The sequence below is a fragment of the Nocardia huaxiensis genome (assembly GCF_013744875.1).
GTDB classification, from domain to species: Bacteria; Actinomycetota; Actinomycetes; order Mycobacteriales; family Mycobacteriaceae; genus Nocardia; species Nocardia huaxiensis.
In genome coordinates, this window is the sequence record NZ_CP059399.1 from 1,842,113 (window position 1) to 1,861,459 (window position 19,347).

Sequence of the window (19,347 nt, forward strand, 5' to 3'; positions counted from 1 at the left end):
GGGAGCAGGACGTGGGGAACAGTGTGCACGGGGGAAACGAGAACGGGGCGGGGCGAAGGGAAGTCCGCGTCGGGCTTTCGACGGCATCGGTGTATCCGGAGAACACCGAGGCGGCATTCCGGTATGCCGCCGAATTGGGTTACGACGGCGTCGAGTTGATGGTGTGGGCCGAACCGGCCAGCCAATCGATCTCGACCGTGCAGGCGTTCAGCCGCAAATACTCGGTGCCGGTGCTGGCGGTGCACGCACCGTGTCTGCTGATCTCGCAACGCGTGTGGGGCGCGGATCCGAGCGCGAAACTCACTCGCAGCGTGCACACCGCCGAGGCGCTCGGCGCGGCCACCGTGGTGGTGCATCCGCCGTTCCGCTGGCAGCGCCGCTATGCCGACAATTTCGTGCGCCTGGTCGCGGAACTCGAAGACGCGAGCCCGGTTTCGGTTGCCGTGGAGAACATGTTCCCCATGCGCGCCGACTCGTTCTTCCGCGGTGACGGCTCCATCAAACGCCTGGAGCGCCGGGGTGGACCGGGCCCCTCCATCACCACCTTCAGCCCCTCCTACGATCCGACGGACACGGGCTTCCGCCACTACACCCTCGACACCTCGCACACCGCCACCGCCGGCATGGACCCGCTGGATCTGGCCTCCCGCATGGGTTCCGGCCTCACCCACCTCCATCTGGCCGACGGCCGCGGCGCCGCCACCGACGAACACCTCATCCCGGGCGAGGGCACCCAGCCCATCGCCGACCTCTGCGACATGCTGGTGCACAACGGCTTCGACGGTCAGGCGGTCATCGAGGTCAACACGCAGATGGCCCGCACCACCGCCGCCCGCGCCGCCATGCTGCACCGCGCCCTCACCTTCGCCCGCAAACACCTCAACGGCGCCGCCCCCGTTCACCCTTTGGAGCCGACCGGCGCGCACCGAGGCTGACCCCTCGTCATCCCGAGGGCGCTGTCCCGGCGCCCTGTGATTGATCCCACGACTCGGTTCTCCGCTCCGGCCACCGCTTGTACGCTGTACAAACCGACCGATCGGAGAGGACCAGCGGATGACAACGGAGTTGACCGTCGACGTCGAGACCAGCGCCGCGCGACTCGCGGACGATGCCCCGTTCAGCCGCGTCTGCGCCGTCACCGCACTCCCGTCGGACGATCCGGCCGTCGGCCGCTTCCTGGGCGATATCGACCCCATCTGGACCATCGGCCCGAAGGTGCACGGCGGCACCATGGTCGCCGGTTCCGCCGCGGCCGCCACCGAATGGCTGCGCCGCACCGCCCCCGGGCAGTCGGCCATGTTCCCGATCGCCGCGAGCACCGATTTCCTCGGCGCCCCCGATCCGGGCGAGGTCGAGTACGAGGTCCGCACCCGCAAACTCGGCCGCCAGATCTGCCTGGTGGATGCCAACCTCATCCAGAACGGTCGCACCCTCGTGCACACCGCTTTCACGTTCAGCCACCTGGACGACACCGAACCGGCCTGGTCCGCCGACCACGCCGCAGATATGCCCGCCGAGCCCGACCCGCGCGCCCTGCACTACGACTCCTCCAACCCCATGGGCGAGATGGTCCATGTGGCGCAAGGCTCCTCGGTCGCCATCGACGGCAAGTGGGCCCGATTCATTCGCGGCAAGCAGGGCGATCCGCAACTGCGCCTGTGGATTCGGCCCCGCCCGGCCGACGAGCAGAATCCGGACGTGGCCGCCTACTTCGCCATGATGGCCGCCGACATGAGCCCGCCGGTCCCGTTCAACCTGGGCCGATTCGGTTGGTCCCCAACGGTTCAGCTCACCACCTACCTGCGCCGCCGCCCGGCGCCGGGCTGGCTGCGCGTGATCGCCACCAGCCGTGAGGTCGGCGGTCGCATGTTCGACGAGGATCAGCTCGTCATCGACTCCACGGGCGCCATCGTGGCCCAGAGTCGTCAGCTGGCATTGATCCCGCAGTCGCAGTAGGTTTCGCCCCCACTACGCTGGAGTCCTATGACGAGGATTGCGGTGATCGGCGGAGGCCGGATCGGTGAGGCGTTGATCGCCGGCCTGCTCGAATCCGGGCGTGCCAGCAAGGATCTGGTGGTGTGTGAGCCGGTGGCGGCTCGCGGTGAGTTGCTGGCGCAGCGTTTCGGTGTGCGAGTTACCGGCGAGGTCGCCGATGCCGCGACCGGAGCCGATCTCATTGTCATCGCGGTGAAGCCGGGCGATGTCGACGGTGTGCTCACCGATCTGGCCAAGATCGAGCTGGGCAACGACAGCGACGCCGTGCTGGTGTCCCTCGTCGCGGGTGTGCCGACCCTCCGTTTCGAGAACAAACTGCCCGCCGGGTTCCCGGTGGTCCGGGTCATGCCGAACACCCCGATGCTGGTGGGTCAGGGCATGAGCGCCATCGCCGCGGGCCGCTACGCCCGCAAGGAGCAGTTGGCGCTGGTGACCGAGATGCTGGAGTCGGTCGGCAAGGTGGTCACCGTCTCCGAGCCGCAGATGGACGCGGTGACCGCGGTGTCGGGTTCCGGCCCCGCCTACTTCTTCCTGGTCGTCGAGGCCATGATCGACGCGTCGGTGGGCCTGGGCCTGACCCGCGATGTGGCGACCCAGCTGGTCGTCCAGACCATGCTCGGTTCGGCCGCCCTGCTGGAGGAGTCGGGCCAGTCTGCCGTGGAGTTGCGCGCGGCCGTCACCTCGCCCGCCGGGACGACCGCCGCGGCCTTGCGTGAACTCGAGCGCGGCGCGGTGCGTTCGGCCTTCCACGAGGCGCTGAATGCCGCAAAACGTCGTTCTGCCGAACAGGGCGCGGTCGCGGACTAATTTTGAGGGGGCGGCCATTCGAGTGCCGCCTGCCTGCGCGTACCGATACCGACCGGTAGCTGGTTTGCTGCCGACCGACGACTCGCCACAGCAAAGGCTGATTTCTCACACCCGTCGCAGCAATCCCACTGGTCACGATAAGCTGCAAGGAGCACGTGCGTGTCTGTTCCGCCGGTGGGGAAGCCGGCGGCGCGGACGTGCCGGAGGTCAGTGACGCGATGATGTCTGGAAACAGTCAAGCGAGGTCCGGAAACAGCCCAATCAGCACAGCAAACGTCATAGGCGGCGGAACGCAGTTCCTCACCGTCGCCGAAGTGGCGAATCTGATGCGGGTATCCAAGATGACGGTGTACCGGCTGGTGCATTCGGGAGAGCTGCCCGCGGTGCGGGTAGGCAGATCCTTCCGGGTTCATGCCAAGGCCGTGCACGACTACCTGGAGACGTCCTACTTCGACGCGGGGTAGGCGTCGAGGGAAGAGTCTCAGGAGTCTCAGGCCCACCGGTTTCGTTCGCCGAATGGTGGCCCGGTAGTATCGACCGGCATCCTGTACGTGCCGGTGGTGCCGTCGGGTCCGAATCGGCCCGTACCGGGTAGGTCTGTGCAGGGTCAGGAATGTAGACCCCGCGCGAGCGGGGTGTGACCCGCCGAGAGAACGCGAGGAAGACCCTATGGGTTCTGTGATCAAGAAGCGCCGCAAGCGCATGTCGAAGAAGAAGCACCGCAAGCTGCTTCGTCGCACACGCGTTCAGCGTCGCAAACTCGGCAAGTAAACGCTGGGTCGTAACTGGAAGCCCGTCACCTTCGGTGGCGGGCTTTCACTTTTCTTACGGTGACAGAACTCATCGTTAGATCCTGGTTAATACCCTTCGGTGACACACCCTGTGGCAGTTACCCTGAGATGCGGGAAAACAGGAAATGGGGGCTGGCAGAGTGGGATCCGGCGTGGCAGGGACCCGGGACGGGCAGGCGCCCAAGGTGGTGATGGTGACCGGTGCGAGCCGGTTCTTCGGTGGCACCGTGGTGGCCCGTCTGGCCGCTGATCCTGCCATCGAGCGCATCATCGCGGTGGACGCCAAACAACCCAGTCCGGACATGCTGCGCCGCATGGGGCGGGCCGAGTTCGTTCGAGCCGATATTCGAAATCCGTTGATACGCAAGGTCGTCGACGGAAACCAGGTGGACACGGTGGTGCACCCCGCGGCGTTGTCGCGTCCGCCGGCCGGTGGCGGCCGGGCCGCCATGAAGGATATGAACGTCCTGGGCGCCATGCAGCTTTTCGCGGTGTGCCGCAAGGCTTCCAGCGTGCGCCGCGTGGTGGTGCGGTCCTCGTCGGCCGTCTACGGGTGCAGCGCCAAGGATCCTGTGAAATTCACCGAGGAAATGTCCGCGCGCACACCACCGAGCGGCTGGTTCGCCAAGGACATGATCGAGGTGGAGGGATTCGTGCGCGGCCTGGCGCGGCGCCGTCCCGATATCTGCACCGCCATATTGCGTTTCCCGCCGATCGTGGGCCCGCAATTGGCGCATCGCGGGGTGCAGTATTTCCGTTCGCCGGTGACGCCCACCATCCTGGGGCGGGATCCGCGCCTGCAATTCCTCCACGAGGAGGACGCGATCGCCGCGCTGACGCATGCCACGGTGGCTGCGCCGGGCGGCACCTTCAATGTGGCCGGTGACGGCGCCATGGCGCTGTCGCAGGCCATCCGCCGGGCCGGGCGGGTCGAATTACCGGTCCCGTACACGGTTTTCCGCACCGTGGGGCGCACTTTCATGGGCCCGGTCATGCGGGAGTTCACCGCCGAACAAATCGACTATTTCCATTTCGGTTGTGGTCTGGACACCACCCGGATGCGCACCGAACTGGGTTTCGAGCCGCGCTGGACCACGGTGCAGGCTTTCGACGACTTCATAGGGGGCGCAGCGTTGCGGCCCGTGATCGATCCCGCGTGGATCGATGCCGCAGAGAACAAACTTCTCGGCCTGCTCGGGGCCGGGACGGGAGCACACCAATGAACGACGTAGCGAAGGTGATCCGGCTTCACGACGTGGATTTCGAGGCGCGGCATCGCCCGTCGCGGGTCTGGCCCGAGGAGCCGGTTCTGAAACCGGTGACCTCGCTGACCGATCGGCTCGCCGAAGTCGAGGCGCAGCAGCCGAAATCGCTGGGGGAGATGATTCGGGGGGCTGTCACCGAGGGGGTCGGTCACGCCGCGGATTTCGCTCGCCGCCGCCTCACCGGCGACTACCAGGTCGACGAATTCGGCTTGGACGAGCACCTTTTGGAAACCCTGATCCTGCCCATGCTGCGCCCGCTCTCGGACGTCTGGTTCCGGGTGCAGGTCAGCGGTATCGAGAATGTGCCCGAGGTGGGTGGCGCGCTGATCGTGGCCAATCACGCCGGCACCATTCCGCTGGACGGGCTCATGCTGCAGCTGGCCGTGCACGACAAGCATCCCAAGCAGCGGGCGCTGCGCCTGCTGGCGGCGGATCTCATCTTCCAGCTGCCGGTGGTGGGCGGTTGGGCGCGCAAGGCCGGCCACACCCTGGCCTGCCCGGCGGATGCCGAAAGGCTGTTGCGCGCAGGCGAAGTCGCGGGCGTGTTCCCGGAGGGCTTCAAGGGCATCGGCAAGCCGTACTCGGACCGGTACAAGTTGCAGCGTTTCGGCCGTGGTGGTTTCGTCTCGGCGGCGGTGCGCACGGGTGTGCCGATCATTCCGTGCTCCATCGTGGGTTCGGAGGAGATCTATCCGAAGCTGGCCGATCTCAAGCCGCTGGCGCGACTGCTCGGTCTGCCGTATTTCCCTGTGACGCCGCTGTTCCCGCATCTGGGGCCGTTGGGCGCGCTGCCGCTGCCGTCGAAGTGGCATATCGAATTCGGTGAGCCGATTCCGACCACGCAATACGAGCCGGCGGATGCGGATGATCCGATGACGATGTTCGAAATCACCGATCAGGTCCGCGAAACCATTCAGACCACCCTCTACAAAAATCTGACGAAGCGCCGTAATCCCTTCACCGGATAGCGTTGCGCCACAACAGGAAACGGCCCGGTCCAGAGGACCGGGCCGTTTGCGTTCGTACTTCTCGCCGATTAGTCCTTGGGGAAGCTGATGGAGAACAGCCCCGCGATGAGGACGGAGCTGACGACGGACGCGATCGGGATAAGCAGCAAACTCATGCGCTGGAAACTACATGGCCCGGCGCACACGATCCCAATTGTGTGACGCACTCGACTGCCGCCGCCGCGGCGCGTCAGCTTGCCTTCGACTCCCGCTTGCGCGAAATCACCGCCGCCGCCGCGCCACCCGCCGCACCGAGTGCGAGCGCCGTGGGCACACCGACCTTCGCGGCCTTGCGGCCGGTGCGGAAGTCGCGGATTTCCCAGCCTCGGTTCTTGGCGACCTCGCGTAGGTCCGCGTCCGGATTGATGGCCACGGCGGTGCCGACCAGCGAGAGCATGGGCACGTCATTGTGGCTGTCGGAGTAGGCGGTACAGCGCTTGAGGTTCAGGCCCTCGCGAATGGCGAGGGTGCGGACCGCGTGCGCCTTGCCGAGGCCGTGCAGGATGTCGCCGACCAGGCGGCCGGTGAACACGCCGTCGTGGCTTTCCGCGACCGTGCCCAGCGCGCCGGTGAGGCCGAGGCGTTTGGCGATGACCTGCGCGAGTTCGACCGGCGTGGCCGTGACCAGCCACACCTGCTGCCCGGCGTCCAGGTGCATCTGCGCCAGCGCCCGGGTGCCGGGCCAGATCTTGTCGGCGATGATCTCGTCGTAGATCTCCTCGCCGAGCGCGGCCAGTTCGGCGGTGGAGCGACCGGCGATGAAGGACAGCGCCTTCTCCTTGCCGCTGGCCATGTCGGCCGTGTTCTCCTTGCCGGTGACCCGGAATTTCACCTGTTTCCAGGCGACATCGACCAGGTCCGAGGTCTTGAAGTATTTGCGTGCGGCCAGCCCGCGCGCGAAATGCACGATGGACGCGCCCTGCACCATGGTGTTGTCCACATCGAAGAACGCGGCCGCGGTGAGATCACGCGGGACCGGTGGTCTGCCGGTGTCGTCGTGCAGCGCCTGTTCGGCGTCGACCAGGGCGAGCGCGGCGTCGGCGCTGGCTTCGCCGGCCAGATTGGCGCGGACCTCTTCCTCGCTCGGGCCGAACGGACTGCGCGTGATGCGGGTGAACTGATCCTGCAGATCCTGCAGGCCCTGTCCCCAGCGCAACGGGATTTCCCCGAATCGTCCCGCGATCAAACCCGTTCGTGAGTCCTTCGAACTCGCTGCGGCCTCTTTCGATCGTTCCGGCACCAGTACCTCCGCCTGTTAGCGCGACAACTCAACAGTAACGCCCAGGGGTGACCGGGACGTAGACGGCGAACGACATAACGGGGAGTTAAATGGCGGTTATGAGTGAGCCCACACATACGGTGACCCTGCTGACCCGCGCCGGCTGCGGCTTGTGCGCGGTCGCGCTGGACGAATTACGCGTCATCTGCGCGGATTTCGGGATCGAACCGGGAACCACCGATGTGGACGCGGCCGCCGCGACCGATCCGGGCCTGCGCGCCGAATATGGCGACCGGTTGCCCGTGGTGCTGCTCGACGGCCGTGAGCACAGCTATTTCGACGTCGACGAAGACCGCTTGCGCGCTGACCTGGCCCGCTGACCGGGTCTGCGGATTCACCGGCGCGTTGCGTAGCGGGTTCACGCCGATGGGGGTTGAATAATCCCGGGGTTGAAGCCCGGTACAAAGTGACTGAATTCACCGACTTTGTGCAGGGCTTCACAAGCGGTTACGGTGGTGGCACGCAACCCGCCTTCTCGGGCAGCGGAAGCGACCCCCTGACCTGACTCGACCTCGCCTGTACGACCGCCCCAGCCACGGTCCCGGCATCGGGTCGACAAAAGAACCCGGACATCTACCCCCGGCCGGACGAGGAGCGCAAGCGACGTGACAGAGCAGCACGAGACGCCGCCCAGTGGCGTCTCCAGGGCTCTGCAGAAGGACATCCCGCAGGCCACCGTCGCCCGGCTTGCCACGTATCTGCGCGTTCTCGCCGTACTCGCCGACGACGGTGTTGCCATCGTATCGAGTGAGGAACTGGCTGTCGCGGCGGGTGTCGGTTCGGCCAAGTTGCGCAAGGATCTCTCCTTCCTCGGACCCAATGGCGTGCGCGGCGTCGGCTACGACGTGATCAAGCTGCGCGACCGCATCGAGGATGTGCTCGGCCTGTCCGAGGGACATCGCGTGGTGCTGGTGGGCGCGGGCAATCTGGGCCGGGCGCTGGTCGGCTACGGCGGTTTCCGCCGCCGCGGTTTCGCCATGGTCGGGCTGTTCGACAACGATCCGGCGCTCATCGGCTCCGATGTGGGCGGACTGGTCGTCCGCGATGTCGCGGAATTGACTTCGGCGATGGCGGTATTGGAGCCGACCATCGCGGTGCTCACCGTTCCGGACGCGGCCGCGCAGGGCGTGTGCGATCTGCTGGTCGAGGCCGGAGTGCAGTGCATTCTGAGCTTCTCGCCGATCGCCCTGGACGCGCCGGAGACGGTGGAGGTGCGGCGCGTCGACCTGGCGGTCGAAATGCAGCTGCTGAGCTTCGAATTGGCTCGCAATGCCGAATCGGCCGCGGAACTCGCGGCGGGCGGTGAGCTTGCGGCGGTGGCGCGCATGACGGCGCCGGAGGCAACCAGCAAGGGAGCGGTGGTCCAGCCATGAGTGTGCTTCTCGTCGGGATCTCACATCGAAGCGCCCCGGTTTCGGTGCTGGAGAAGGTCGCGATCACCGAGCACGACCGGCCCAAGCTCACCGACAAGATGCTGGCCTCGAGCCACGTGTCCGAGGCGATGATCGTCTCCACCTGCAACCGCGTGGAGATCTACGCGGTGGTCGACGCCTTCCACCCCGCGCTCGGCGAGATCAGCGAACTGCTCACCAAGCATTCGGGTCTGCCGCTGCCGGAACTCACCAAGCACGCCTACGTGCGCTACGCGGAAGCCGCGGCCGAGCATCTGTTCGCCGTCGCCTCCGGCCTGGATTCCATGGTGGTGGGTGAGCAGCAGGTGCTCAGCCAGATTCGCGCCGCCTACGCCGCCTCGGATTCGCAGCAGGCGTCCGGGCGCACACTGCACGAGCTGGCCCAGCATTCGCTGCGGGTCGGCAAGCGAGTGCACTCGGAGACCGGCATCGACCGCGCGGGCGCGTCGGTGGTGTCGGTCGCGCTGGATCGGGCGCGCACGATTCTCGGTGCGGCGGAGCTGGATCCGGAGGACGCCGCCACCGTCTCCGAGACGGCCGCGCCGTTCGCTTCCGCGCTGGTCGGTCGCACGGCGCTGGTGCTCGGTGCGGGCGCCATGGGCGGACTCGCCGCCGCGCAGCTGGCGCGGGCCGGGGTCGGCCGGATCATCGTGGTGAACCGGACGCTGGAACGTGCCGCGCGCCTTGCCAATACGGCCACCGAGATGCACGGCGTGCCCGCCGAGGCCATGGAGATGGACCGCATGGTCGAGGCCATGGCCGCCGCCGACATCGTCATCACCTGTACCGGCGCGGTCGGCGCGGTGGTGACCCTCGCGGACGTGCATCGGGCGCTGGCCGCCAAGACCTCCGGTGACCATCTGGTCATCTGCGACCTGGGCCTGCCCCGCGATGTGGAGCACGCGGTGGCCGGGCTGCCGGGTGTGACCGTCATCGACATGGAGACGCTGCAGCGCGATCCGTCGGCCGGCGCGGCCGCCGACGACACCGCCGCCGCGCGCACCATCGTCGCCGAGGAACTCGCGAAATACCTTTCCGGACAGCGCATGGCCGAGGTCACCCCGACCGTGGCGGCGCTCCGGCAGATGGCCGCCGACGTGGTCGAATCCGAACTGCTGCGGCTGGATTCGCGACTACCCGGGCTGGCCGCCGGTGAGCGGGAAGAGGTCGCTCGCACGGTGCGGCGCGTGGTGGACAAGCTGCTGCACGCCCCGACGGTGCGGGTCAAACAGCTGGCGTCCACCCCGGGCGGCGACAGTTACGCCGAGGCGCTGCGGGAGCTGTTCGAGCTGAAACCCGGTGCGGCGCAGGCGGTTGCCGCGCCCATGGAGATCGCCGCCAAGGGTGGCGCGCTCGCCGACGATTTCACCCCCTCCCACCCCGGAGACGACAAGGGGCCGACCGCATGACCGGAGCGATGGTGCAGGAAACACAGGACGCGGTGCGCGAGACAAGCGAGAACACGGTGCGTGGTACGACTGAATTCCCTTGGCGTATCGGCACCCGCGGTTCACTGCTGGCGCTGACCCAGGCCGGAACCGTGCGCGACAACATCATCGCCACCGGCCAGCAGGCCGAGCTGGTGATCGTGAAGACCGCCGGCGACCTGTCCTCGGATCCGGTCGAGAAGATCGGCGTCGGCGTGTTCACCGCGGCCCTGCGTGCGGAGCTCGCGGCGGGGAACGTCGACATCGCCGTGCACTCGTACAAGGACCTGCCCACCGCGCCGGACCCGCGCTTCACCATGGCCGCGATTCCGCCGCGCGAGGATCCGCGCGACGCGCTGGTGGCGCGCGACGGCCTGGTGCTGGGCGAACTGCCCCCGGGCTCGGTCATCGGCACCTCCGCGCCGCGGCGTTCCGCGCAGATCAAGGCCCTGGGCCTGGGCGTCGAGATCGTCCCGCTGCGCGGCAATCTCGACACGAGACTCTCCAAAGTCGCCACCGGTGAACTCGATGCCGTCGTGGTGGCCCGGGCCGGTCTGGCCCGCATCGGCCGCCTCGATGCCGTCACCGAAGCGCTGGAGCCGGTGCAGATGCTGCCCGCTCCCGCCCAGGGCGCGCTCGCCGTGGAATGCCGCAGCGAGGACACAGAACTGGTGACCATCCTGTCCGCCCTCGACGATTACGGCACGCGTGCCGCGATCACCGCGGAGCGGGCGCTGCTGGCCGAGCTGGAGGCCGGTTGCACCGCGCCTGTCGGCGCGCTGGCCGAGGTCGTCGAATCCCTCGACGACGACGGCCGGGTGGTGGAGGAGTTGTCGCTGCGCGGTTGTGCGGCGGCGATCGACGGCTCGGATGTCATCCGGGCGTCTGCGGTCGGATCTCTCGCGGATGCCGCGGAGCTGGGCCGCTCATTGGCGCGCGAGCTCTTGGAGCTGGGGGCGCGCGACCTGCTCAGTGCTTCTGGATCAGGTGCTGAATCATCAAGCGCCACAACATCAGAGGCGGCAGACGAAACCGACAGCAATCCCAGCCCAATGGAGAACAAGCGATGAGCCGAGCGAGCAAGAAGCACCCCGGTCGGATCCTTTTCGTGGGGTCCGGTCCGGGTGATCCGGCGCTGCTCACCGTGCGGGCCCGCGAGGTGCTCGGGCGGGCGACGCTGGCGTTCACCGATCCGGACGTCGACAAGGGCGTGCTCGCCCTGATCGGCACCGCGGTGGAACCCGCCGCCGACGGGACGCTGCCCGTCGATGTGCGTCCCGCCCTGGGCGATGCCGCCGAGGTGGCCAAGACCCTGATCACCGAGGCCCGCAATGGTTTCGACGTGGTGCGCCTGGTGTCCGGCGACCCGATGACCACCGATTCGGTCATCCAGGAGGTCAATGCCGTCACCCGCTCGCACATGATGTTCGAGGTGCTGCCCGGCCTGTCCGCCGGCACCACCGTGCCCGCCTACGCGGGTATCGAGCTGGGCTCCAGCCACACCGAGGTGGATGTGCGCGGCGAGGTCGACTGGGCCGCCGTCGCCGCCGCCCCCGGCCCGCTGGTGCTGCACGCCACCTCCGGCCACCTGGCCGAAACCGCTTCCGCGCTGGTGGAACACGGTATGGCGCCGCAGACCCCGGTCGCGGTGACCGTGCGCGGCACCACCCGCCAGCAGCGCACCATCGACGCCACCCTGGCGACGCTCAACAATGCGGCCTCCGAGATGGTGGGTCCGCTCATCGTCACCGTGGGCAAGGAGGTCGAGAAGCGTTCCAAGACTTCGTGGTGGGAGTCGCGGGCGCTCTACGGCTGGACCGTGCTGGTGCCGCGCACCAAGGAGCAGGCCGGTGAGATGAGCGAGAAGCTCGTCATGCACGGCGCGATTCCGATGGAGGTGCCGACCATTGCCGTCGAGCCGCCGCGCAGCCCCGCGCAGATGGAGCGCGCGGTCAAGGGCCTGGTGGACGGCCGCTACCAGTGGGTGGTGTTCACCTCCACCAACGCGGTGCGCGCGGTGTGGGAGAAGTTCGGCGAATTCGGTTTGGACGCGCGCGCTTTCAGCGGCGTGAAGATCGCATGCGTCGGTGAGGCGACCGCGGAGAAGGTGCGCTCGTTCGGCATCAACCCCGAGCTGGTGCCGTCGGGTGAGCAGTCGTCGGAGGGCCTGCTGGCCGACTTCCCGCCCTACGACGATGTTTTCGACCCGGTCAACCGAGTCCTGCTGCCGCGCGCCGACATCGCCACCGAGACCCTCGCCGAGGGCCTGCGCGATCGCGGCTGGGAGATCGACGACGTGACTGCGTACCGCACCGTGCGCGCTTCTCCGCCGCCGGCGGAAACCCGCGAGATGATCAAGACCGGCGGTTTCGACGCGGTGCTGTTCACCTCGTCCTCCACCGTCCGGAACCTGGTCGGCATCGCCGGTAAGCCGCACGCGCGCACCATCGTCGCCTGCATCGGCCCCAAGACCGCCGAGACGGCAATCGAATTCGGCCTGCGCGTGGACGTGCAGCCGGAGGTGGCCCAGGTCGGCCCACTCGTCGAGGCGCTCGCCGAGCACGCCGCCCACCTGCGCGCCGAGGGCCTGCTGCCCCCGCCGCGCAAGAAGAGCCGCCGCAGCCGGTAATTCCGGCGCGGTGACCGTGCCGCGAGACAGCAGGCTGTGCCCCACACCTGGAAAGTGTGGGGCACAGCCCATTTCGGAGGTCGCCCCCGACCTGCCGCGGCCTCCGTCATGTCAGGCCGCAGCCTTCGTCATCCCGGCGTGTTTTTGGCCGGGATCCACTCCTGCGGCGACTCAGCGCTGAGCCTGCATCATCCGCCGGACCATCCGGCAGGTGGCGTCCGACGGCCAGTGCAGGCCGATGTCATCGGCTGTGCGCCTGATCTTTTCGTTCGGCGCCTGATCCGGTCCGAAGGCGCCGGCGTCCAGCAGGGCGATCGCCAACCGCATGGCCTTGAGCCGGCGATTGTGCGCGATGTACCAGGAACGCGGCCGACCCGCGGGTAGCGGCTGCTTGGTGAGCGGCATCCACGGATGATCGATCACATCCCCCTTCTTGGGCACCGCTGCCTTGTCATCGATATTGGGTACGGCAGTGAGCACGACCAATCCTCCCGTCGCGATCCGAGTCCGATGCGACGGGCCGCCGCATCGAACTCTCGAACACATCTTCGATTGTACCGGCGACCACCGACAAAAACCGCTGCTCACAATGAGTTTGCCGACGGACCGCTCACCCGTTGCACACCGACCGCACCACCCGCGAGTCGGCGTCCCACTGCGACGAAGCCTCCGCCTCGGCCCGAGTCCCGCCGTTTCCCCCGGTGTACCGGTTCGCCATATCCGAATGCGAAACCGCCCCGCACGCGGTGAAAGTGGTGAGCACAGTGCAGTTCCCGCCGCACTGATCCAGCGCCGACTGCTCGGCGGCCGCCGCCGAGGTGAGGTTCCAGGCCATGCCGAGCGCCCCACGCCCCGCATCGGTCGCCATCGCCCCGTAGTAAGTGGTGGCCTGCGCAGGGCCGACAGGCACCACCAGGGCCGCCCCCGCAGTGGCCAGCGCAGCAAGCAAGAACCGAACCTTGTACATGAGATTCCCCCCGGAATTCGTGTCGATTTACACCCTCGACCAATCACCTTGTGATGTGGAGGGTTCGGCGCTTATGAAGGCTTTCGACGGCCTCCGAAGGTTGCTGCCGGGGGTTAACACAGCGCGCGACCGGCCGGTGCGGGCGTCGCACCCAACCTTTGGCGGGGTGGTGCCGTTTTCGTAGATGTTCCGGCCGGAGCGGTCAGCGCGGATCGTGTGGCGCGCAACGGCGCGCGCAGTACCGACCGGGCTGGGGTCGCGAATCTAGTTGCTGTCGTGCATATTCGGCGCAGTCCGAAACTCGCGGTTCGCCCGGCGGGCGGCTGATTCGGGTGCGATTCTGGCGGATATGTCTGGCTCTTTCGCTGCCGCACCGCGATTGAACGCGACGGTGGCGCGCGTGTGGTCCGCGGACGGGGTGGCCGTGGGTTCCGGGTTCGTGATCGATGCCTCCCATATCGCGACGTGTGCACATGTCGTGCAGGCCGCTGTCGGCGAGCTGTCGGCCAATGCCCGGGTGGCGGTGGATTTTCCGCTGGTCGCGGGCGCGCCGCGAATCGTCGCCAGGGTCGGCCGGTACGTGGGGGTCGGCGCGGACGGGCGGGGCGATATCGCCATTCTCGAGATGGACGAGGAGATCGTGGGCGCGGTCGCCGCGCCGCCGCTGTGGCGGGCCGACCGGCCATGGGGGCGGGAGTTCCGGATGATCGGATTCCCCGCCGAATTGCCGGATGGCGCTTGGACTTCCGGAGAATTCCGGGACGGTCAGGGGACCGGGTGGCTACAGCTGCAGGGCTCGGTCGGGACGCAGCCCATCACGCCCGGATTCAGTGGCGCGCCCGTGTGGGATGTGGGCAGCGCCGCCGTCGTCGGGATGGCGGTGGCCGCCGACCGGAGGCGTCTGACCCGGACCGCCTTCATGATCCCGGTCACCGAGGTGCTGGGGCTGGATCCCGCGCTGCTGCCGAATCCCTATCGTGGCCTGGAACCATTCTCGGAGCACGATTCTCGCCTGTTCTACGGCCGCGACGCCGATATCGATCGGGTGGTGGCCGCACTGCGGAGCCAGTCCGTCGTCGCGGTCGCGGGTCCCTCCGGCACCGGAAAGTCGTCGCTGGTCCTGGCGGGCGTGGTGCCCCGCATGCGGGACGCCGGATGGCGAATCGAGTACCAGACCGCCGATTCGAGGTGGGTGAATCCGCGAACCCCGGCGGGGGAGAAGGTGCTGCTGGTCGCGGACCAGTTCGAGGAGGTGGTGGCCGCCGATGCCGGGGCGGCGCGACAGTGGTTGCGGGACTGGATCGACCGAGCGGCGGATCCCGCAGTGCGGGTGCTGTTCACGCTGCGCTGGGATGCGCTGAACGAGCTGTTCGAGAACGACCTGGTGCCGGTGCTGGAGGAGGCGCTGCTGGCACTGTCGCCGCTGGGCCGGGATCAGCTGCGCCAGGCCATTCGCGGTCCCGCCTCGCACGCGCCGGGCGTGGATATCGACGAGGCGCTGGTGGAGCGTCTGGTGGACGATATCGCCGGCGAGCCGGGCGGGCTCCCGCTGCTGGAATCGGTGCTGACCGAGATGTGGGACCAGCGCACGGGCGGCCTGCTCACCGTCGATGACTACGAAAAGGTCGGCCGCGCAGCGGGATCCATTGCCCGGCGGGCGGAGCGCGTGCTGGGCGAGTTCGACGCACCGGGTGCGGCGGCCGCCCGGCGGCTGCTCACCATGCTCGCCACCCCACGCGGCGACGATTTCGTCCGGACTTCGGTATTCCTGCGCGACTTCCCGGAATTGCACACCGCGACAGGACGATTGGCGCGTGAACGGCTGGTGGTCACCGGCCGCGACACCGATGGCACCGACACCGTCGAGCTCGCCCATCAGGCTCTGATCGACAATTGGCCGACCCTGCGGGACTGGCTCGAAGCCGACCGAGCCTTCCTGAGTTGGCAGCGGCAGACCGAAATCGCCCGGTCCGAGTGGGAATCCCGGGACCGGGACGAGGGCGGGCTGCTGCGGGGCAGCGCACTGTCCGCGGCCGAGGAGTGGATGGCGGTGCGCGGCAACGATATTCCCGCGCCCGTGCGCCGCTATGTCGATGCCGCGAGCCGGGTGCGGCGCCGGGAGGTGCGGCGCTGGCGTGTGGTGACCGCCGTGCTCGCGGTGTTCGCCCTGGTCGCGGGAAGTGCGGCCGTGATCGCCTACCGCAGCAGCGAACAGCGGGCCGAGACCCTGCGCCAGCGGGCCGGTGTTTCGCTGGCGCAGGAATCGCTGCGACTGGCGGCGTCACAACCCAATACCGCGCTCCAGCTCGCTCAGGCGGCCGCCCGGCTCGCACCCGATGACCACAATGTGGAGGCGGCGCTGCTCACCCAGCAGATCCGCCTCGCCTCGGCGGTGTCCATCCGAACCGATCTCTGGCGCGACGCAACCCTTTTCGCCTCCGACGATGCGGGGACCGTGGTCGTCGTGGGAGAGAACGACGGCACGGTCACCGTCTGGCCGGGTCTGCTGGACGGGCGGACGGACCCGTGGCGGCTGCCGACCGAGAATGTGGTCGCGCTCGAACTCAGCAAGAACGGTTCGAAATTGGTCACGGTGGGGACGCATGGCGGAGTGCGGCTGTGGAATGTGACCGAACGCAGCGGGCCGTTCCAGCTGGTACCGGACGGCGCGGCCGCACTGCCGGATACGGCTGTGCTGGCAAAGTTCTCGTTCGACGGTGCACGACTGGTGCTCTCGCGTGACGATCTGCGCTCCAGGTTGCCCTTCTCCGATGCACGGCGCCCGCAATCGGAGGTCGGTGGCGCCGATTCCGTGCTGCTCTTCGACACCGCGGCCGCCACGCCGGCGGAGCTGGCGGGTTTCACCAGTGCGCGCGCGGATCTGATTCCGCTGCGGGTGGATTCGCAGCGTCCGGAGATCTGGTTCGCCGAATACGACGGCACCCGCGGCCGCACCCTGATGCGGGATCCGGTGGGGCAACTCGTCCCGTGGACCGCGGCGACGGCCAAGGAGATCGGGTTCGCCGTCAAAGACTGCGGTGACAAGGCGGGAGTCGTGCTGGTGCGGGAAGCGGTGGGGGTTCGGATACATGGCTGGGAGGCGGGTTGCAATGCGGCGGATATGCACGGCATCGCGGGCGTGTTCGATGAAACGGGCCGATATCAGCTGACGGCGATATCGATCGACAATTCGCTCTTTCAATCGCTGGAGGTGACGGACTTCACCAACTTCGGCGATTCCGGCAACTATCTGCTGCAGACGAGATACCAGACCACCGGGGCCCGCGCGTATGTCGTGCGGCCCGGGCCGGACGGACCCGAGGTGTTCGTCATCGGAGCCGACGATCTCACCCGCTATCCGACTGGACGCCGCATCGCCGATCCGGGTACGCCGGGCGTGAACGGTCTGGAGTTCGGGCGCGATCCGGCGACGATGGCCTGGAGCCCGGATATCCGCTATGTCGCCGAGTTCCACACCAGCGCAGAGCCGTACACCTTGGAACTGCACCAGCTGCGGCCGCGCACCAATCCGGTCGCCTCGATCCCCGTCGATTGGAGTGCGACGGGAATCGATCTGACGTTCACCGCGGATGGACGATATGTCGTGGTGGGCCGCGACACTCATGAGCTGCTCGTGTACGCGGTGCCGGAGCTGAGTTTCGTCACGCGGATCGAACTGCCGGTGCCGGCCGAGCTGCCGGATCCGGTCAATCGCGTCTCGGCCGTCGATTCGACCAGTGTCGAGGGCGGTCCGTCGCCGGTCTCCGGAATTCCCTTGCGCGACGATGTGATCGCCGTATTGCACGCGGGGTACGTCACCCGGTGGCACGCGGGTTCCGGCAGCGAGATCGGTGCGCCGCAGCAGGTGTGGCAGCAGCCCGAGGAGCTGGCGCTGGTGGCCGAGTACGGGCGGGCGATCGGCAACGGCGCGAATCCGGACGAGTTGACCTTGTTCGTGCGGGATCGAATCACGGTGTGGGACACCGTCGGCGGACGTGCGGTACGAACCATGACCGGTGATGGCGGCAGCCCCATGTGGTCCGCGTTCAAGGACGGCGACCTGCCGTTCGCCTATGTGTGGACGGTGGAGCAGCGGGTTCAGGTGTGGAACACCGAGACCGGTGAGGTCTCGGTGTCACCCGTGGCGGTCCCGCGGTCGGAGGTGCTGGAACTGGCGCCCAACGGATTGCTCGTAATCGGCTGGGAGACAGGGCAGATCCAGATCGCGGACCGGATCGAGGGCACCCTCGTGGACGGCACGGTTCCGTTTCCGCAATTGGTGCGGCGGGTGGCGATGGAGGGGACCGACCTGCACATCCTGTCGGCCGACGGTCTGATGACGATGAATCTCGACCGCGTCGGCATGGCGGATCGGCTGTGCGCCGTCAATGATCGTGACTTCACCGCCGCGGAATTGGAACTCCTTCCGCCCGGCGCGGATTCGGGTCGTCCGTGCCGGTGAGCATCACCCGTTGCAGACCGACCGCACCACCCGGGAGTCCCAGTCCCAGCGGGAGGCGTCCTCGGCGGCGGCGCGGGTGGCGCCGTGGCCGCCGGTGTAGCGGTTGGCGCTGTCGGAGTGGGAGACCGCGCCGCAGCCGGTGAAGGTGGTCAGGACCTTGCAGGAGCGGCCGCACTGGTTGAGTGCCGCCGTGCGGGCCGAGGACTGGCTGGTGTAGTTCCACGCGTAGCCCATCGCACCGCGCGAGCCGTCGGTCGCGATCGCGCCCCAGTAGGTGGTGGCCTGGGCGGGGGCGGCGGGCAGGAGGAGGGCGGTGGCGGCGAGGGTGGCGGCGGCGAAGGCGAGGCGGGTGTGCATGACTGTTCCTGACGTCGATGACGTGACTTCGCCTTCGTCAATCAGTGTGCGGCGCTGAAGGTTAGGTGAGGTGGCGGGGATTCGGCGCAGGCCGAAAGTCGCTGCGCGGGCACGGGGTCACGCGGCTTCGAGGCCGGCGCGGATCTTCTGCAGGGCGTTGTGGACGTAGGCCTTGATGGTGCCGGAGGCGAGGCCCATGATCTCGGCGGTTTCGGCGTAGGTGTTGCCCTCGTAGGTGCGCAGGACGAGGGCTTCACGTTCGCGCTGGGGGAGGTGGTCCAGGGCGGCTATGAGGAAGTGACGCAGGGTGATCAGGTCGTCGAAAGGGAGGCCGGCCTGGGTGGCGAGCAGGGCCAGGCGTTCGTCGCCGTCGGGGGCCAGGCGGTCGCGGTCGGTGGCGGAGCGCCGCCAGGCGTCCTTGACCAGGTTCTTGACCGTGGTCCAGAGGTAGGCGCGCATTTCGTCGGGGTTGGCGACGGCGGGGCGGCGGGCGTAGACGCGCATGAGGGCGGTCTGGACGATGTCCTCGGCGTCGGTGCGGTTGCCCAATTGCGCTGTGGTCCAGCCGATGAGGGCGTCGGACGCGGATTCCATGGCCTCCAGCAGGATCTCGTCGAACCCGTCGGGGACGGGTTCGCGGTCGCGGGCGATGCGGATGACGGTTTCGCCGGCGGCGGAGGCTTCCAGCAGCAGCAGCGGGTCGCGGGCACATTCGCGCAGCACCTCGCCCAGCAGGGCTTCGAATGCGGTGGTGCGCAGCACTTCGCCGTCGTCGGGCAGGGCGGGCGCGGGCCAATCGGCGGAGGTGGGGACGAACCATTCGCGCATCTCGGGCCTACGCTTTCGTTCCGTGGGGACACGCCGGATGTGTGATCGACGCTAGACCGCCCGGTTCGCGCGGGCGCGCACTTTCGGTCTGCTCCGAAGCCGGAATCCGTGGTCAGCGGGT

18 protein-coding genes are annotated in these 19,347 nt (G+C 68.1%); 13 read left to right on the top strand and 5 right to left on the bottom strand.

Annotated elements, in window-relative coordinates; genetic code table 11:
- The first annotated feature begins 11 nt into the window (after positions 1–11).
- The 7 genes from H0264_RS08340 (at position 12) to H0264_RS08370 (ending at position 5,826) form a co-directional block, all read left to right on the top strand.
- Positions 12–935, top strand: coding sequence for a sugar phosphate isomerase/epimerase family protein (locus tag H0264_RS08340; protein WP_420832046.1), 924 nt, complete (start codon positions 12–14; stop codon positions 933–935).
- Positions 936–1,053: 118 nt separating this feature from the next.
- Positions 1,054–1,956, top strand: coding sequence for a thioesterase family protein (locus H0264_RS08345; RefSeq protein ID WP_181583432.1), 903 nt, complete (start codon positions 1,054–1,056; stop codon positions 1,954–1,956).
- Positions 1,957–1,983: 27 nt separating this feature from the next.
- Entirely contained in the window at positions 1,984–2,802 is an 819-nt protein-coding gene (gene proC, locus H0264_RS08350; protein ID WP_181583433.1) for a pyrroline-5-carboxylate reductase, read from the top strand.
- Positions 2,803–3,020: 218 nt separating this feature from the next.
- Positions 3,021–3,266, top strand: coding sequence for a helix-turn-helix domain-containing protein (locus tag H0264_RS08355; RefSeq protein ID WP_181585375.1), 246 nt, complete (start codon positions 3,021–3,023; stop codon positions 3,264–3,266).
- 205 nt (positions 3,267–3,471) lie between these two features.
- Positions 3,472–3,573 (top strand): 30S ribosomal protein bS22, encoded by a 102-nt coding sequence (locus H0264_RS08360; RefSeq protein ID WP_003402602.1) that lies wholly within the window; start codon positions 3,472–3,474, stop codon positions 3,571–3,573.
- Between the two features lie 145 nt (positions 3,574–3,718).
- Positions 3,719–4,816, top strand: a complete 1,098-nt coding sequence (locus H0264_RS08365; RefSeq protein WP_181583434.1) for an NAD-dependent epimerase/dehydratase family protein — start codon at positions 3,719–3,721, stop codon at positions 4,814–4,816.
- On the top strand, positions 4,813–5,826 hold the full coding sequence (locus tag H0264_RS08370; protein WP_181583435.1) for a lysophospholipid acyltransferase family protein: 1,014 nt from the start codon (positions 4,813–4,815) through the stop codon (positions 5,824–5,826). Before H0264_RS08365 ends, H0264_RS08370 begins: the two co-directional genes overlap by 4 nt.
- 229 nt (positions 5,827–6,055) lie before the next feature.
- On the opposite strand, the gene H0264_RS08375 is transcribed toward H0264_RS08370, so the two are convergent.
- Entirely contained in the window at positions 6,056–7,021 is a 966-nt protein-coding gene (locus H0264_RS08375) for an HAD family hydrolase (protein WP_231087173.1), read from the bottom strand.
- Positions 7,022–7,203: 182 nt separating this feature from the next.
- Here H0264_RS08375 and H0264_RS08380 point away from each other — a divergent pair, with 182 nt between their 5' ends.
- The 5 genes from H0264_RS08380 to H0264_RS08400 all read left to right on the top strand — a co-directional run bounded on the left by H0264_RS08380 (position 7,204) and on the right by H0264_RS08400 (position 12,612).
- Positions 7,204–7,464 (top strand): glutaredoxin family protein, encoded by a 261-nt coding sequence (locus H0264_RS08380; protein WP_181583436.1) that lies wholly within the window; start codon positions 7,204–7,206, stop codon positions 7,462–7,464.
- Positions 7,465–7,749: 285 nt separating this feature from the next.
- Positions 7,750–8,517 carry a redox-sensing transcriptional repressor Rex gene (locus H0264_RS08385; protein WP_181583437.1) on the top strand — a complete coding sequence of 256 codons (768 nt, stop codon included), beginning with the start codon at positions 7,750–7,752 and terminating at the stop codon, positions 8,515–8,517.
- Positions 8,514–9,965, top strand: a complete 1,452-nt coding sequence (locus H0264_RS08390; protein ID WP_181583438.1) for a glutamyl-tRNA reductase — start codon at positions 8,514–8,516, stop codon at positions 9,963–9,965. The genes H0264_RS08385 and H0264_RS08390 overlap by 4 nt, the downstream gene beginning before the upstream one ends.
- An 8-nt stretch (positions 9,966–9,973) precedes the next feature.
- Entirely contained in the window at positions 9,974–11,053 is a 1,080-nt protein-coding gene (hemC, locus tag H0264_RS08395; RefSeq protein ID WP_420832085.1) for a hydroxymethylbilane synthase, read from the top strand.
- Positions 11,050–12,612 carry a bifunctional uroporphyrinogen-III C-methyltransferase/uroporphyrinogen-III synthase gene (locus H0264_RS08400; RefSeq protein ID WP_181583440.1) on the top strand — a complete coding sequence of 521 codons (1,563 nt, stop codon included), beginning with the start codon at positions 11,050–11,052 and terminating at the stop codon, positions 12,610–12,612. The genes hemC and H0264_RS08400 overlap by 4 nt, the downstream gene beginning before the upstream one ends.
- Positions 12,613–12,783: 171 nt before the next feature.
- Here the strand turns inward: H0264_RS08400 and H0264_RS08405 are convergent, their stop codons facing one another.
- Together H0264_RS08405 and H0264_RS08410 are read right to left on the bottom strand one after the other, a co-directional pair.
- Positions 12,784–13,092 (bottom strand): hypothetical protein, encoded by a 309-nt coding sequence (locus tag H0264_RS08405; protein ID WP_181583441.1) that lies wholly within the window; start codon positions 13,090–13,092, stop codon positions 12,784–12,786.
- A 130-nt stretch (positions 13,093–13,222) separates the two neighbouring features.
- Entirely contained in the window at positions 13,223–13,561 is a 339-nt protein-coding gene (locus tag H0264_RS08410) for a DUF4189 domain-containing protein (RefSeq protein ID WP_181583442.1), read from the bottom strand.
- 367 nt (positions 13,562–13,928) lie between these two features.
- Here H0264_RS08410 and H0264_RS08415 point away from each other — a divergent pair, with 367 nt between their 5' ends.
- Complete coding sequence (locus H0264_RS08415) at positions 13,929–18,041, top strand: serine protease (protein WP_181583443.1); 4,113 nt, start codon at positions 13,929–13,931, stop codon at positions 18,039–18,041.
- A 3-nt stretch (positions 18,042–18,044) separates the two neighbouring features.
- Here H0264_RS08415 and H0264_RS08420 read toward each other — a convergent pair whose 3' ends face one another.
- Positions 18,045–18,398 (bottom strand): DUF4189 domain-containing protein, encoded by a 354-nt coding sequence (locus tag H0264_RS08420; protein ID WP_181583444.1) that lies wholly within the window; start codon positions 18,396–18,398, stop codon positions 18,045–18,047.
- A gap of 117 nt (positions 18,399–18,515) precedes the next feature.
- Positions 18,516–19,226, bottom strand: a complete 711-nt coding sequence (locus H0264_RS08425) for an RNA polymerase sigma factor (RefSeq protein WP_181583445.1) — start codon at positions 19,224–19,226, stop codon at positions 18,516–18,518.
- Positions 19,227–19,347 lie beyond the last annotated feature (121 nt).